The 15,024-nt window shown below is 65.6% G+C and carries 14 protein-coding genes; 6 read left to right on the top strand and 8 right to left on the bottom strand.

Annotated elements, in window-relative coordinates; genetic code table 11:
• Positions 1-20 precede the first annotated feature (20 nt).
• The 3 genes from FCE95_RS17190 (at position 21) to FCE95_RS15335 (ending at position 2,224) form a co-directional block, all read left to right on the top strand.
• On the top strand, positions 21-197 hold the full coding sequence (locus tag FCE95_RS17190) for a hypothetical protein (protein WP_189644797.1): 177 nt from the start codon (positions 21-23) through the stop codon (positions 195-197).
• A gap of 208 nt (positions 198-405) precedes the next feature.
• Positions 406-585, top strand: a complete 180-nt coding sequence (locus FCE95_RS15330) for a hypothetical protein (protein ID WP_137267911.1) — start codon at positions 406-408, stop codon at positions 583-585.
• Positions 586-664: 79 nt separating this feature from the next.
• Positions 665-2,224, top strand: coding sequence for an asparagine synthase-related protein (locus FCE95_RS15335; protein ID WP_137267912.1), 1,560 nt, complete (start codon positions 665-667; stop codon positions 2,222-2,224).
• 106 nt (positions 2,225-2,330) lie between these two features.
• Here the strand turns inward: FCE95_RS15335 and FCE95_RS15340 are convergent, their stop codons facing one another.
• The 8 genes from FCE95_RS15340 to FCE95_RS15370 all read right to left on the bottom strand — a co-directional run bounded on the left by FCE95_RS15340 (position 2,331) and on the right by FCE95_RS15370 (position 9,151).
• Positions 2,331-2,549: a hypothetical protein gene (locus FCE95_RS15340; protein ID WP_137267913.1), complete on the bottom strand. Its 219-nt coding sequence runs from the start codon at positions 2,547-2,549 to the stop codon at positions 2,331-2,333.
• On the bottom strand, positions 2,550-2,666 hold the full coding sequence (locus FCE95_RS17495; protein ID WP_223266924.1) for a DUF6053 domain-containing protein: 117 nt from the start codon (positions 2,664-2,666) through the stop codon (positions 2,550-2,552).
• Between the two features lie 21 nt (positions 2,667-2,687).
• Positions 2,688-3,638, bottom strand: coding sequence for a hypothetical protein (locus tag FCE95_RS15345; RefSeq protein WP_137267914.1), 951 nt, complete (start codon positions 3,636-3,638; stop codon positions 2,688-2,690).
• A gap of 143 nt (positions 3,639-3,781) precedes the next feature.
• Positions 3,782-4,891 carry an N-acetylglucosamine-6-phosphate deacetylase gene (gene nagA / locus FCE95_RS15350; protein WP_137267915.1) on the bottom strand — a complete coding sequence of 370 codons (1,110 nt, stop codon included), beginning with the start codon at positions 4,889-4,891 and terminating at the stop codon, positions 3,782-3,784.
• Positions 4,888-5,664 (bottom strand): DeoR family transcriptional regulator, encoded by a 777-nt coding sequence (locus tag FCE95_RS15355; protein WP_137267916.1) that lies wholly within the window; start codon positions 5,662-5,664, stop codon positions 4,888-4,890. The genes nagA and FCE95_RS15355 overlap by 4 nt, the downstream gene beginning before the upstream one ends.
• A gap of 32 nt (positions 5,665-5,696) precedes the next feature.
• A complete protein-coding gene (locus FCE95_RS15360; protein ID WP_137267917.1) occupies positions 5,697-7,028 on the bottom strand; it encodes a D-tagatose-bisphosphate aldolase, class II, non-catalytic subunit in 1,332 nt (443 codons plus the stop codon).
• Positions 7,029-7,044: 16 nt separating this feature from the next.
• A complete protein-coding gene (locus tag FCE95_RS15365) occupies positions 7,045-8,001 on the bottom strand; it encodes an ROK family protein (protein ID WP_137267918.1) in 957 nt (318 codons plus the stop codon).
• A complete protein-coding gene (locus FCE95_RS15370) occupies positions 7,994-9,151 on the bottom strand; it encodes an SIS domain-containing protein (RefSeq protein ID WP_137267919.1) in 1,158 nt (385 codons plus the stop codon). The genes FCE95_RS15365 and FCE95_RS15370 overlap by 8 nt, the downstream gene beginning before the upstream one ends.
• Before the next feature lie 316 nt (positions 9,152-9,467).
• Between FCE95_RS15370 and FCE95_RS15375 the strand changes: the two genes are divergently transcribed.
• From FCE95_RS15375 to FCE95_RS15385, 3 genes are all read left to right on the top strand, one after another.
• Positions 9,468-12,470 carry a TonB-dependent receptor plug domain-containing protein gene (locus tag FCE95_RS15375; RefSeq protein ID WP_223266925.1) on the top strand — a complete coding sequence of 1,001 codons (3,003 nt, stop codon included), beginning with the start codon at positions 9,468-9,470 and terminating at the stop codon, positions 12,468-12,470.
• A 94-nt stretch (positions 12,471-12,564) separates the two neighbouring features.
• The gene (locus tag FCE95_RS15380) at positions 12,565-13,914 is read left to right on the top strand and encodes a Gfo/Idh/MocA family protein (RefSeq protein ID WP_137267920.1); all 1,350 of its coding nucleotides are present in this window, start codon (positions 12,565-12,567) and stop codon (positions 13,912-13,914) included.
• Between the two features lie 164 nt (positions 13,915-14,078).
• Positions 14,079-15,023, top strand: coding sequence for a lipase family protein (locus tag FCE95_RS15385; RefSeq protein ID WP_137267921.1), 945 nt, complete (start codon positions 14,079-14,081; stop codon positions 15,021-15,023).
• Position 15,024: the final 1 nt, after the last annotated feature.

The raw sequence follows: 15,024 nt of genomic DNA on the forward strand, positions 1-15,024 counted from the left end.
CTATCGAAGGAAGCGCTCTCATGAAACATACGCCTTTTGATGTATGCGAAGAGCACGATGAGCCAACGCCCGCCTGGATCAAGGCGGAAGCGCCGCTGAAGAAACAGAACGCCGTGGGCCAGCGTGCGCCCAAGTTCGACGCGCCCGGCGACATCGGCAGCTACGGTTGGCGCGGCGGCGGCGGGGATCCCGTCTAAGGTCGCCGGAAGTTCCAAGCCAGCGAAGCCGCCTTCCCGCAGAAGGCGGCTTTTTAACGCCGGAATTATTCGCGCGCAAAACTCACTGTTGCCCGATCGGCGTCCGATGTGCGGGGAAACCGTGATCCAAGGCCGTTTTCGCGCCACCGTCTTTGCTAGGCTCGAAACGCCGCAAGGTCGCGGCGAAAACCATCGAAGGAGCGCTCTCATGAAACATGCGAATTTTGCTGTATGCGAAGAGCACGATGACACGACCCTCGCCTGGATCAAGGCGGAAGCCCCGTTGCAAAACCAGAACGCCGTGGGTCTGCGCGCGCCGAAAATCGATGCGCCCGGAGATATCGGCAGCTACGGTTCGCGTCACGGCGGCGATCCTCTGTTGGGCTGACGGACCGTTGGTCGAAAGGGTCTAGTACCGAGAAGCCGCCTCCTTGTCGAGGCGGCTTCTTCGTTGGGAAGGGAAGCCCATGCTTAAAGCCGATATCGTCTTGTCCGATCTCGCGCATTCCGTCGAATGGCGGGACGGCGCGATCTTCTTCGGCGGAAGCCATATCCGTCCCTATCCGCATCCGGCCCTGGAAACGCTGCTGGTGCGCACGCGGGGGCAATGGTTCGCCATCGTCAGGGAACGCTCGGCCGCGATCGTGCCGATCGGGGCGGAGAGCCGGGACGTCGATGCCGAAGAATTCGGCCGGCTCTATCGCGAGTGCATGCTCTGGCCCCTCGACTACGCGATGGTCGAAGCCGCGCAAGCGGGCCATCGGCTCAAGCTGCGCGCCGGCGCGCTCGGTGCCGCGCCGGTCTATTGCCGCGCCGGCGAGGATCGCGTGGTGGTGTCTTGGGATATAGCGGATTTCGCCGGCGAGCCTTCGGCGATCGACATGGAGATCGCCAGCCGCCGCTTGGCGCTGCGCAGCGCCTATTCGGCGCGGCAGTTGTGCGTCGGCACGATGCAGCTGACCGAGCGCGCTTCGCTTTACGTGGAACCGGGCAAGGCGAGTTATCGCTATCCCTCGCCGTCCGAAGCGCCCGAAGCTGCGCCGCTGCCGGCGGATCGCGACGCCTTGGCCGAATTCGAGCGGCGCCTGCATCGCGTCGCGTCCGCGCGGCCGTTCGCGAGCGCGCGAATCTCGGCCGAGCTGAGCGGAGGCATGGATTCGGCGACCGTCGCCGCCGCGCTCGCCGCGCTTCACGGGCGCATCGCGAGCGTCGGAATTTTGTTGGATGGCGATACCCGCGACGCGCAAATCGCGCGACGGAAGAGCATCGTCGGCCGGCTCGGGCTCGACGATGCGACCGTCGAAATCGCCGAATATCCGCCCAGTTTGGATTTGCGGCCGCAGCCCGGACAGATCGCCGGCTTTTACTGGGAATACTATTTGGAAGCCTGCGCCGCTTCGTGGATTTCGGCGCGATCCCGCGGAGGCGACGCGCTGTTCACCGGCATCGGCGGCGACGAATTGTTTCCCGCCTATGCCGATGAAATCACGCAAACGACGCCGGAACGCGGAGACGGCGCCGAGGCGTACGCCGAGCGGTTGCTGACGCCGCGCGCTTCGAGCGCCGCGCGCGGCTTGTCCGGTTTCGACGCGCCCGCAAGCCCGGTGCCGGCCACGTCATTGCTGGCGCAGGCTTGTCGCGCGCCGTACGCGTTGCGGCACGGACTGTGGCCGGTGAACCCGCTCGCCGATCCGGGTCTGGTCGCCTTCTGCCATCGCCTGCCGCGCGAACATCGGCAGGAGCGCGAACTGATGCGCCGCTACTTGCACGCGCATCTGGGCGAGGGCGTTTTTCCGCGCGGCTACGTGAAAGAAACCTTCGCGCACGTGCTTCCCGCGCTGATCGCGCGCCATGCCGGCGCCATCGCTGCGCAGCTGCGCGATTGCGCCTTGGCCGATCTGGGCATCGTCGATCGCAAGGCGGTTTTGGCGCTGCTGGACTCGGTCGCCGCGACGCCGACGCCCGGATCGGTGGCGGCGCTGGCGATGTTCCTGTGGATGGAGCGCTTCGCGCGGCAGCTGAGTTGATGCCGTAGCCCAGGTAAGCGCAGCGCACCCGGGGCTTTTCGATCCGATACGACGCGGACCCCGGGTGCGCTTCGCTTACCGGGCTTCTTTGTCTACGGAAACAAGGTCAGCAACTGACCGTCTGCTCTCCGGTGTAGTGGCCGGTCACGGTACCGGTGACGCTGATTTCGCCGGTGCATGGATTGTGCACGGCGCGGCCGACGACCTGGCCGTTTTCGAAATAGGTGTAAACCCAGCCCGGGGGCGGCAGTTTTCCTCCCGCGGCCGACGCGATGGTGGCGACGCCGGCTATGGCCAGCCCCAGCAACAGATGTCTCATACGCATTCAATTCCTCCTTGATATGCGGCCAAAGACCGCTTTTGATCTTGTGGGAGGGGCTTCAGCCCCGACGCTTCTGGCGTGAGGCTTTGCAAAAAGCGTCGGAGCTGAAGCTCCTCCCACAGGTCCCGTCTCGTTTCGTGTTCAGAACTTCCAACTGGCGCGCCCGCCGAAAAAGCCGCTGGTCTGGCCGGTGACGGCGTCGTAGGTGGCCCGGCCGGTCAGTCCGATCGTGGCGCCGTCGACGCCTTTGTAGTTGAGCTGGCCTTCGCCGACGACGCTGGTGACCGTGTCGGCGTTGAAGTTGACGGTCCCCTTCGCGGTGCCGCTGAAGGTGTTGGAGAAGTCGTGGGTGAACTCGGCCGCGACGTTGCCGTCCTTGAAACCGTTCGAGTTGAAATTCGCGGCCGCGCTGGCGGTGAACTTGTCCACGTCGGTGAAGTTCGTGCTGAAGTTGCCCGCCAAGCCGTAGGTCGGATCCGCAGGCGTGCCGAACGGCCCTGCCGTGAAATCCAGGCTCAGCGCGTTGATGCCGCCGATCGCGTTCGCGTCGGCCTTGTAGCCGAAATGCGCGGCCGCGGTGACGCTGGGCGGTTCGAGCCCCATCCTCGCCTGCAGGCTGGCATCGAAAGCGCCCGTTTCGGTCACGCCGTTGTAGGCCAGGCCGGCATTCACCGAGATGTCGCCGAGCTTGGTGGCGTCGATGTTGGCGGCGTTGTAGCCGGTGATGCCGAAGGTCGGCGAGAACGCATTGACTTCTTGGATCGAAGGCGTCGCCGCAGCCGCAGCGACATCCGCGTAACTGAGGCCGGAAGGAATGCCGCCGAGCGAAGTCAGCGACGAAAAATCGAGCGTCGGCGTGGACACCTGCATCGCGCTGAGTTGGGACAGCGTGCTCGGCGACAGCGTCAGGTCGACCGGCGCAGGATTCACCTGCGTAAGGGAAGGCGTAGGCGCCGCACCGACGGCCTCGGCCGCATCGGACAGTTGCGCCTCGGTGGTTTCGTTGGCGGCCTGAGTGTCTTGCGAGTTCCCCGCGTTCTGGGCGGAGGAACTGCCGGAATTACCGGAGACGCCGGAACTGGGATCGGCCATGAGAAACGCTCCTGGACGGAATGCGTCGCGAGCGCGGCCATTCCTCGGATGTAAACGTTTTCAGCGGCTGCAAACTAGCAGTTCTGTCTTGGCGTCGATACCTAGGACTAACCCCAGGAACAGGCCGAACCGGTTTCGAACTATCAGTCGAGCGGGATCTCTTCGCCTTCGACGAACACCTGCCGCACTTGAAGGTCGCGATCCAGCACCACCAGATCGGCCCAAGCGTCGGCTTGCAGCGTGCCGCGATCCTGCAATCCGAGGTATTCGGCCGGATAGCGCGACAAGCGGTCGGATGCGTCGGCCAAATCCAGCCCGATCGACACCAGGTTGCGCAGCGCCTGGTCCATGGTCAGCGCGCTGCCGGCCAGCGACGTGCCGTCCGCCAGCCGCACGCAGCCCAGGCATTTGCGCACCGACTGCGAGCCCAGCGCGTACACGCCGTCGGGCATGCCGGTGGCAGCGGTGGCGTCGGTGATGCAGTACAGCCGCGGAATCGCGCGCAGAGCGGCGCGGATCGCGCCGGGATGCACGTGTTGCAGATCGGGAATCAGTTCCGCGTACTGCGCATGCGCCAGCGCCGCCGTGGCGATGCCGGGACGGTAATGATCGACGCCGGTCATGCCGTTGAACAGATGGGTGAAGCCGGCCGCGCCGGCGCGCAACGCCGCCACGCCGTCTTCGTAACTGCCGGCGCTGTGGCCGAGCTGCACGCGGATGCCCAGCGCGTTGAGCTGCGGGATCAATGCGGCGTGCTGGCCGATTTCCGGCGCCAGCGTAAGCACCTTGATCGGCGCCAATGCATGCAGGCGCTCGACTTGCGCCAGCGTGGCCTCGATCGCCAGCGGCGGCTGCGCGCCCAGGCGTTCGATGCTCAGATAAGGGCCTTCCAGATGCACGCCCAGGACGCGTGCCGTGCCGGGTTCGCGCGTGCCGATCGCTTCGGCCAGGCCGCGCAATGCGCGCACGATGTCGGCCTCGTGCGCGGTCATGGTCGTGCCGAGCAGGGCGGTGGTGCCGTGCCGCGCATGCGTGCGCGCCACCGTGCGCGCGGCGTCGCCGCCTTCCATGATGTCCACGCCGGCGCCGCCGTGCACGTGCAGGTCGATGAAGCCGGGCAGGATCAGCGGTTCGTCCGCGTCGGCATCGTCTGCGCCGTCGTTCGCGGCGATCCGCCGCACGCGCCGGTCGAATTCGATGGCGCCGCGCACCCAGCCCGTTGCGGTCAGGATGCGGCCGCGCAGCGCGTTCAAGCCGGCGTCTCGGCGACGATCACGTCGATGCCCAAGCGCTGCAGGCCCTCGCGGTACTCGGCGCTGATGCCGTCGTCGGTGATGATGGCGTGGATCTCGTCGAGCTTGGCGATGCGGTGCAGGCTGACCCGGCCGAACTTCGAGGCGTCGGTCAGCACCACGATCCGGCGCGAGCGCTCGACCATGCGGTGGTTGAGGCTGGCTTCCGCTTCTTGATGCGTGGTCAGGCCGAATTGCAGATCCAAGCCGTCCACGCCGAGGAACAGCGTGTCGAAGCCGTACGAATGGAGGCTGGCCTCGGCTTGGCTGCCGTGCAGCGACAGCGACGACGGATGCAGCACGCCGCCGGTGAGCAGCAGCTTCACGTGCGGCGCGCCGGCCAGCTCCCAAGCGATGTTCAGGCCGTTGGTCATCACCGTCAGGTCGCGATGCGCGCGCAGATGGCGCGCCAGCGCCATCGTGGTCGAACCCGAATCGATCAGGATGTTGTCGCCCGGCTTCACCAGCTGCGCCGCCAGCGCGCCGATGCGTTCCTTGCGCGGCAAGTTGAGCGCATCCTTTTCGCGGATGTCCTGTTCCTGCGGCGGCGTGCGCACCAAGCTGGCGCCGCCGTGATTGCGCGTGGCCAGGCCTTGCGATTCGATATGGGTGAGATCGGCGCGGATGGTCACCGAGGACACGCCGAACCGTTCCGACAGCTCAGCGACCTGCACGTTGCCGTGCTCGACCAGCATTTGCATGATCTGTTGGCGGCGCTGGCGAGTGTTTCGCATGGGCGGTTCGGCCTGGAAAGGAAAGCCGAAGCTTAGCGTTTCGAAAGGATTTCGGCTGATGAAGTTTCGTTTTCGCCGCGTTTCCCGGCTCGGTTGTGGGCGCAGGCCCGGGCGTATTCGGCCAGACGGCCGAAGATCCGGTGCCGGACCAGCGCCAGCGGATCGGCCGGCCGGCCGTCGGCGACCGCGGCGAGCTGCTCGGGCATGAACTGGCTGAGCAGGATCGTCGGCGGCGGATGCCGCTGCAGGTTGCCGATCAGGCGCCGCACCGCCGCGTCCACTTCCGGTTCGCCCCAGTAGTAGCGGCAACGGTCGCTCAGCGCGTAACGGCGCAGCAGGCGCAGCGTCTGCTCGTCGCCGCGGTAGTGGTTCCGCCAATGCTGCGGACGTTCGACCATGCAGCGGTCGAGCGTTTCCACCAGATGCGATTGCTCGGCTTCCGGCAAAAGTTCGTGTTCGATCGACGCCAGCGCGAACAGCGCCTCGCGATAGGCGAAGGTCGCGGCCGGGCCGACTTTCAGGATCGCGAAATGGTCGCGCACCAAAGCATGCAACGAGACTTCGGTCTGGTAGTCAGTGGAATGCGCTTCGAACACGATGCGCGGTTGCGTTTCGATGAAGTCCGACAGCGCCGTCGCCGCCTGCGGATCGTAGCGGTGCACGTCGCTGTGGTCGAAATCGACGCCGGGCTGCACCACCATCGCGATCACGCGTTCCCACGCCGGCAACAGGTCCGGCGCCGAAAACGCTTCGCGATGCACCTGCAGCGTGCGCGCGGCCGCTTCCGGAGAGGTTACCGCCAAACCGCCGGCCAGCGAGGCTTCGCCGCCCGGCACCGGCACTTCGGTGCCGATGACGTAGACCGGCGGCGGCAATCCCGCCTCGTTCGCGGTGCGTTCGGCGATCCGCGCCAGTTCCGCCGAACGCGCGGCCACGGTCTCGTCGGGCAGCGGCGCGGGATCGTCGGCGCAGGACATGCTGCAGTCGAGGTGGATCTTGTGGAAGCCGGCGGCGACGTAAGCCGCGATCAAATCGCGCGCATGCGCCATCGCTTCGCCGCTCGGGCGCTTCTGCCACGCGTTCGGACCGAGATGGTCGCCGCCCAGGATTACGCGCTCGACGGGAAAATCGTGCGTTCGCGCCAAACGCAGAACGTAGTCGCGGAACTGCGCCGGAGTCATGCCGGTGTAGCCGCCGAACTGGTCGACCTGGTTGGACGTCGCTTCGATCAGCAGCGCCGTATCGTACTTGCGAGCCACGTCCATCGCGGCCAGCAGCACCTGCTCGTTGCTGCAGCAGACGCTGTACAGGCCGACGTTCTCGCCGCGGCGGTGCGCGGCGATCAGGGATTGGACGGCGGACACGTTCGGTCGATCTCCGTTACGGGGCGGAAAGGGAAGCGAGGCTGCGCTGGCGCGCCAGCAATGCGGCGCCGCGCGCTCCGCCGGCGTCGCCGAACTTCGGCGGCAGGATCGGCGGCACGCGCACGCCTTCGAACAGATGCGTGGCCACCGCGGCGGGGAGATCGCGGTACAGCGCTTCGAATTTCGACAACCCGCCGCCGAGCACGATCACGTGCGGATCCAGCGCCAGCACCAGTCCGGCCAACCCGTAGCCGAGCAAGTCGCGATGGATTTCCAGCGCGCGCTGCGCGACGGCGTCGCCCGCCTGCGCTCGCGTCGCGATCGCGCTCGCGTCGACGAATTCGCCGCCCAGATGCCGATGGATCGTCGCCAAGCCGCTGCCGGAAGCGTAGCGCTCCATGCAGCCGCGCAGGCCGCAGGCGCAGTCCAGCACGGGCAAACCGTGGCGCGCCAACAATGTGGCCGGCACCGACCAATGGCCCCATTCGCCGGCGATGCCGTTGCCGCCGGCGATCAGGCGGCCATCGACGCAGTAACCGCCGCCGGCGCCGGTGCCGACGATGGCGCCGAACATGCTGGCATAGCCTTCCGCCGCGCCGCCGTGCGCTTCGGACAAAGCGAAGCATTGGCAGTCGTTGCCCAGGTGCAGCGGATGCGGTAATCGCAGTTGCAGGTCGCGTCCGACTTCCCGGCCGGTCAGTGCCGGCACGTTGGAACTGAGTTGGCGGCCGCTGACGGCATCGCGCACGCCCGGCAGGCCTAGGCCGATGCCTGCGCAAACGTCGCCGAGTTCTTCGTCCGCCGCGCGCACGATGTCCGCGATCGCTTGCAGGAAGGCGTCGTAGTCGCGCGTCGGCGTGTCGACTCGGCGCCGATAGCGGACCTCGAAGCCGCCGTCGCAGGCCACCAATTCGATCTTGGTGCCGCCGATGTCGACGCCGTACCAGCGCTGCGCGGACGCGGCTTCAGCCATAGTGGATGACTACGCCTTGCACGACGCGGTGCAAGGTGCCGTCCGGGAACGGATTGTCGGGCGTCAAACCCTGCGCGAGCGAGCGCAGCAAGGCGTAACCCTGCGGCGCGATCAGCCACAACGGGGCGAGCCAAGGATCGGGCATCGCCGGCACCGCCAACGCGAACTCCGCCGGCTCGCCGTCTTTCGCTTGCGGCCCGATCGACAGCACTCGGCCGGCGATGCCGTCGCGGCGCAATTCGACCAGCAGATCCTGTTCGTAACGGCGCGCCAAGGGTTGCGCGCTGCGCAGCATCACGACCAGCGTGTCGGCGTCGAGCAGGCATTTGGGACCGTGGCGGAAACCCAGCGGCGTGTTCGCCAACGCGACGACGCGGCCGGCGGTGAGTTCCAACAACTTCAGCGCGCACTCGCGCGCCAAGCCTTCGTAAGGGCCGCTGCCCAGAAAGATCACCCGCGAATACGGCGTTTGCGCCAGCGCCGCGACGGGCGCTTCCCAATCCGCCAACGCGCGCTCGCCGAGCTGCGCCAGCGTCCGCAAGCGATGCAGCCGTTGCGGCCAAGCCAGTTCGCTGTCGAACGCGGCGAGCGCGGCCAACAGCATGCAGGTAAGGCTGCTGGTCATGGCGAAGGCGCGGTCGCAGCTCGCCGGCGGCATCAACAAAGTGAAGGTGTCTTCGCGGCCCTTGCCGCGCCGCGCGAGTTCGCCGTCGCCGTTGCAAGTGATGTCGAGGAAACGCGTTCGCGCGACGCGCTCGCGCACCAGTTCTACCGCGGCCACGCTTTCCGGGCTGGAACCGCTGCGGCCGAACGACACCAGCAAGGTCGGGCGGTCGCGCTGCAGATACAGCGCCGGATGGGTGAGCAGGCTGGTGGTGTGCACCGCGCGCATTTCCGCCGGCCACTGCGCATTGAGGTGGTCGGCGACCATTTCGGCGATGAAGCCGGAGCTGCCGGCGCCGCTGAAGATCACCCGATGTTCGGGCTTGCGCAGCCAGTCGCCGAGGAAAACGTCGAGACGACCGCGCACATCCTCCAGAACATCCGCCAATTCGCCCCACAGCGCGGGCTGTTGGGCGATCTCTTCGGCGGTATCGCTGCGTCCGAAGTCTTGCCAGGCGGAAGGAGCGGGGAGTGGGGTGGCTTGCATGCGAGGTTCCGGTGGGCCCGAACACGATCCGTATTTTCTTTCGAAATGTCAAATATAGAAAGAAAAAAATAAGTTTCAGATAAAACATTCACGATAACGAATGTTTTGCAGCGCACAATCTTTCGTTTATAACAGAAAACTTGTCTTTTTCTTTCAAATTTATTGACACATCGAAAAAGACTGCCCTAGAGTCGGTCGGGAGGGCTTCGATTCCTGTTCTTGGAGCTGAAGCGAAAGGAAGCCGAGCACGAACGCCTCCCGGCGCCTGCGGGCCGTACCCGCACCGACCTTCTGCAAATCTAACCGAGGAATCACGATGGGGAACCGCCGCTTTTCGCTCCGGCCGCAGGCCATGGCGCCTGCGATTTCGATGGCGCTGGGTTTGGGCCTGTTGACGGGAGGATTCAGTACGATCGCCTCGGCGCAGTCCAACGCGACACCTCCTGCCGACGATAAGCAGGACGACGCCAAGGTCACCGAGCTGCAGAGCGTCACGGTGACCGGTTCCAACATCAAGCGCACCGACGCCGAGACATCCTCGCCACTGCAGATCGTGACCGCCAAGGACATCGAGAACATGGGCGCGCGCACCCTGCTGCAGGTGCTCGACAACCTCCCGGCCGCGCGCCCGGCGCAGGTCGATTCCAAATCGCTGTTCACCGGTTCGGACGGCGCCTCGCAGGCCAACCTGCGCGGCCTCGGTGCGCAGGGCACCTTGGTGCTGTTGAACGGCCGCCGCCTGTCGTACTACGGCGCGCCGGCGGGCTTCCAGACCCAGTTCGTCAACATCGATGCGATTCCCGCCGCGGCGATCGAACGGATGGAAGTGTTGACCGACGGCGCCTCGGCCGTATACGGCACCGACGCGATCGCCGGCGTGATCAACGTCATCACCAAGAATTCGTACCAGGGCCTGGAAGTCAGCGGCACCTACGACATCGCGCGGCGCTTCGATTCCTATGGCGAAAAGCAGGCCAGCATCACCGGCGGCTTCGGCGATCTGGGCAAGGACCGCTACAACGTATATGCCTCGGTCAACCTGTACAAGCGCGACGGCATCCCGGACAGCGAGTGGTACGACAAGAACCCGGCGCAGTTCTACGTCAACAATCCGAGCTATATCCCCAACCTCCGTCTCGGCACCGGCAGCGCGCCCGGCGCGTTCAACCCCGGCTATTACTTCGCCTTCGATCCGGCGACCAACGCGCGCCGGGACGAAGCTGCGCCGGGTTGCAACAACGTGCTCCAGGTGGCCAGCGGCACGCGCTGCATCTGGGAGACGTGGATGAACCGCGAAATCAACGGCGGCGCGAACTCCGAGCGCATGACCGCCTACGTCAATGCGCATTTCCTGATCGGGGAAAGCACCGAAGCGTTCGCCGAGGCGACCTATACCGACATCGACCTGCGCGCCAACGGCGGCACGCCGCGCGCGTACGGCACCACCACCGGCAATCCGCAGAGCTGGTTCTCGCGCAATACCGGCAACAACGTCAACCAGTTCCTGACTCCGTGGCTCGGCCCGAACAACGAGTACAACCACGCCAGCCCCCAACTGAAAGCGCTGATGGGCGGCGTGGTCGGCCTGAGCTACCTGTTGCAGGACGTGGGCGGCGATCACTTCGGCCAACGCAATACCGACCAGAGCTATCGCGCGCTGGCCGGCCTGCGCGGCTATTTCGGCGACTGGAGCTGGGAAACCGCGCTCGCCACCGCCGGCGCCCACTCGGTCACTTACCAGACCACCAACGTCAACATCGACGGCTTCACCCGGGCGTTCGGCCCGTTCACCATCGATCCGGGCACCGGCCGCGTGATCATCTCCGACCACCCCGCGTACAAGTTCGGCGAGATCAGCGAGGCCAACGCGGCGCTGCTGCGCGAGGCGTTCCCGACCTTCGACATCCATTCGTGGACGCGCCTGCACACCCTGGACGGCAAGGTCGAAGGCCCGTTGTTCGAACTGCCGGCGGGCGAAGCGCGCGCGGCGTTCGGATTCAACGTCAGCCGCGAAACCTTCTTCACGCCGGGCAACGAAGACGCGGCCAACGGCAAGATCACCCAGCAGGGCGGTTCGTGGTTCGACGGCAAGCGCACCACGTATGCGCTGTTCGCCGAAACGGTGGTGCCGCTTACCGAGAAGCTGGAGCTGGACGCGGCCCTGCGCGTGGACAAGTACCCGAACTTCAGCGCGAACGTCGCGCCGAAGATCGGCCTGAAGTACCAGGCGCTGCCGGAGCTGGTGTTGCGCGGCACGTATTCGGAAGGATTCCGCGCGCCCAGCTTGGCCGAATCCGGCACCGGCGGCGTGTATGCGCAGATCGGCGGTTACCGGGACGAAACGCGTTGCGCCGAAACCAACGCGATCGCCAACCTGCTGCGGCAATCGAGCCGCCCGGGCGACGTGGACCTCGGCGATGCGCTGTTCAACTCCGACTGCAGCCGCAACGTGGCGCGCATGACCCAGCCGAACCCGGACCTGAGGCCGGAGAAGGCGAAGATCGCGACCCTGGGCTTCGTGTTCGAGCCGGCCAAGTGGCTGTCGGTGTCGGCGGACTGGTGGTTCGTGTACCGCCGCAACGAAATCGTCGCGCCGGACTACAGCAATCCGGAAGAGATCATCGCGATGACCCGCTTCCCGATCACCGAAACCGATCTCGCCAACCAGGCCGCGTTGGCCGACATGTGCAATGACCCCGCCAGCGGCGTGAGCTGCCCTACCACTTTGCCGATCTATTCGACCGGCAACGTCGCCAGCGTCATCGGCCAGTACAAGAACCGAGGCCGCACCCTGGTCGACGGCTTCGACGTGGATGCGCGCAGCCGCTTCGACCTGGGCGAATGGGGCCGCATGAATATCGGCGTGGCCGCGACCATCGCGCGCCGCAACATGTACAACTCCGACGACGGCACCGGCTGGTACTACGGCAACTTCATCGGTTACTACAACAATCCGCGCTTGCGGGCCACGTTCAACGCGGACTGGAGCTACAAGAATTGGGACACCGGCTTCTACATCAACTACGTCGGCAAGACCAAGTGGGCCTACGATCAGATCGATGCCGTGGACAACAACCCGGACACCTGCACCGGCAGTTTTATCGCGGTGGCGCCAGGCCAGTGCGAGGGCGCGCCGTCGTGGTGGACGGCGAACCTCAGCGTGAACTGGAAGCCGATCGAGAAGCTGACCGTGGGCTTGACCGTGAAGAATCTGTTCAACCGCCTGCCGTTCTACGACCCGAACGACTGGATGAACTTCCCGGGCTACACCAACAACTTCGGACGTATTTACAGCGTGACCGCGACCTACAAGTTCTAAAGACGACGCCGAACGCCGCGTGTCCGTCGTCCTCGCATGCGAGGATGGCGGAGCCCGTGCGCTACGATCCACCGAATTCCGGGACCCCATCACCATGAAACGACGCGATTTCCTGATCTCCGCCGCCGCCGCCGGCGTCGCCGCCGCAGTCACGCCCTCTTTCGCCCGTTCGCGAGATCGACTGCGCGTCGCGATGATCGGCACCGGCATGCGCGGCCAATCCCAGCTCGAACCGCTGCTCAGCCGCAAGGACGTCGACATCGTCGCTTTGTGCGACATCGAGCCGATCATGCTGAACCGCGCGCTGGCGATGATCGAGAAAGCCGGGCACCGCAAGCCCAAGACCTACGGCGCCGACGGCGACAAGAACGCCTGGAAGCAATTGCTGGCGCAGAAGGACATCGACGCGGTGCTGATCGTCACGCCGTGGGAATGGCATGCGCCGATGGCGATCGCGGCGATGGAAGCGAAGATCGCGGTGGGCTGCGAAGTCGTCGCCGGCATCACCTTGCAGGACCACTGGGACGTACTGCGCGCCCAGCAGCGCACCGGCACGCCCTACATGCTGATGGAGAACGTGTGCTACCGCCGCGACGTGATGGCGGTGCTGCAGATGGTGCGCGCCGGCCTGTTCGGCGAACTGGTGCACATGCAGGCCGGCTACCAGCACGACCTGCGCGGGGTGAAGCTCAATTCCGGCGATCCCGACCAGCCCTACGACAGCGGCGTCGAATTCGGTGAGAAGGGCTGGTCCGAGGCGCGCTGGCGCACCGCGCATTCGGTGGCGCGCAACGGCGAGCTGTATCCCAGCCACGGCATCGGCCCGTGCGCGATGTACGCCAACATCCACCGCGGCAACCGCTTCACCCATATCAACGCCTTCGCCACCAAGGCGCGCGGCCTGCACGACTACATCGTGAAGAAGGGCGGCCCCGACCATCCCAACGCCAAGGTCAAGTTCAAGCTGGGCGACGTGGTCACCACCACGCTGCGTTGCGAGAACGGCGAAACCATCCTCCTGCAGCACGACACCTCGCTGCCGCGTCCGTACTCGCTCGGCTTCCGCGTGCAGGGCACCGACGGCCTGTGGATGGACGTCAACAAGTCGGTCCACATCGAAGGCCGCAGCAAGCCGCACAAATGGGACGACGCGCAGGCCTACTACGACCAGTACGACCATCCTCTGTGGAAGAAGTACGCCGGCGACGCCGCGGGCGCCGGCCACGGCGGCATGGACTGGTTCGTGCTGCACGCCTTCATCGAAGCGGTGAAGGCCGGCGATCCCATGCCTATCGACATCTACGACGCCGTCGCCTGGAGCGCGATCACGCCGCTGTCGGAACAGTCGATCGCGGAAGACTACAAGACGCTGGCGTTCCCCGATTTCACCGAAGGGAAGTGGAAGGATCGCAAGCCGATCTTCACGTTGGGGGATCGGTACTGACGGCTCTCCGCCATATGGTGTGCTGGGTTGATGGAACCAACCCAGCCTACGGCATTGGGAAAATTCTGAAAGCGCGCCGGCGATCCGAAAACGTGCGCTATGTTCACGATTGCGCATCGCAGGGTGCGTAGGCTGCGCGCTCCCAAGATCGCAAGGAAGCCTCCATGGCCGCGACTATTCCGCCGCCCACCCAGCCTACGCTCGATACCACTCTCACCATCGCCCTCGCTGTGGCTTCCAAGGCCGCTTACGACTATTACAACGGCGATCCGATCACGCCGCCGCAGGGCTACACGCAGGTCGACGCGTGGACCGGCTGGGACGCGTTCCTGTTCACCGGTTCGGAAGAGAAATACGGATTGGTGTTCCAGTCGCAGTCCGACTCGGGAACTTTCATCTTCGCGTTCCGCGGCACAGATTCGGATCTGGACGGCTGGGAGGACGTGCATTTCATCACCACAGGCTTCGCGCCTTACCAGGGCGGCATCAGCCCCACGCCGCAGGTGTCGTCGGGCTTCTACGGCATTTACGACAGCCTCGGCGGCGGCATGACCCAGTCGATGCGCCAGCAATTGTTCGCGCTGATGGCCAAATACCAGCCGACCCAGCTCTACGTCACCGGGCACAGCCTGGGCGCGGCCTTGAGTCAGTTGTTCTCGTTGGACCTGGCGATCAGCCAACCGACGACATCGACCAATATCAATTTCGCCAGCCCGATGGTCGGCACCGACAGCTGGCAGACCGCCTACGCCAACGCCATCGCATCCGGCGACAGCATCCGCGTCTACAACTATTGGGATTACGTGCCGACCCTGCCGCCGAGCCAGTTCGGCTACGACGCCGTCGGCGAGGGCTTCGTCACCTCGTTCTACGTGCAGGGCGAATGGTATCCGCACGAATTGTCGCGGCATTCCATCGTCAACCTCACCACCGTGCTGACCAACGCCCTGCCGCTGGATCCGCAGCAATGGGTGGGCACCTTCCCCGACTATATGAATCCGGATTGGACGATGGACAGCACGGTGCCTCCGGCGACGGCGCCGGTGCTCTGGGCCGACAAGATCGGCGAGCACATGGCTTTCGAACGTTCGCTGCGCGCCGTTGCGTAAA

The organism is Luteimonas gilva (genome assembly GCF_005239095.1).
In the GTDB taxonomy this organism is placed as follows: Bacteria; Pseudomonadota; Gammaproteobacteria; order Xanthomonadales; family Xanthomonadaceae; genus Luteimonas_C; species Luteimonas_C gilva.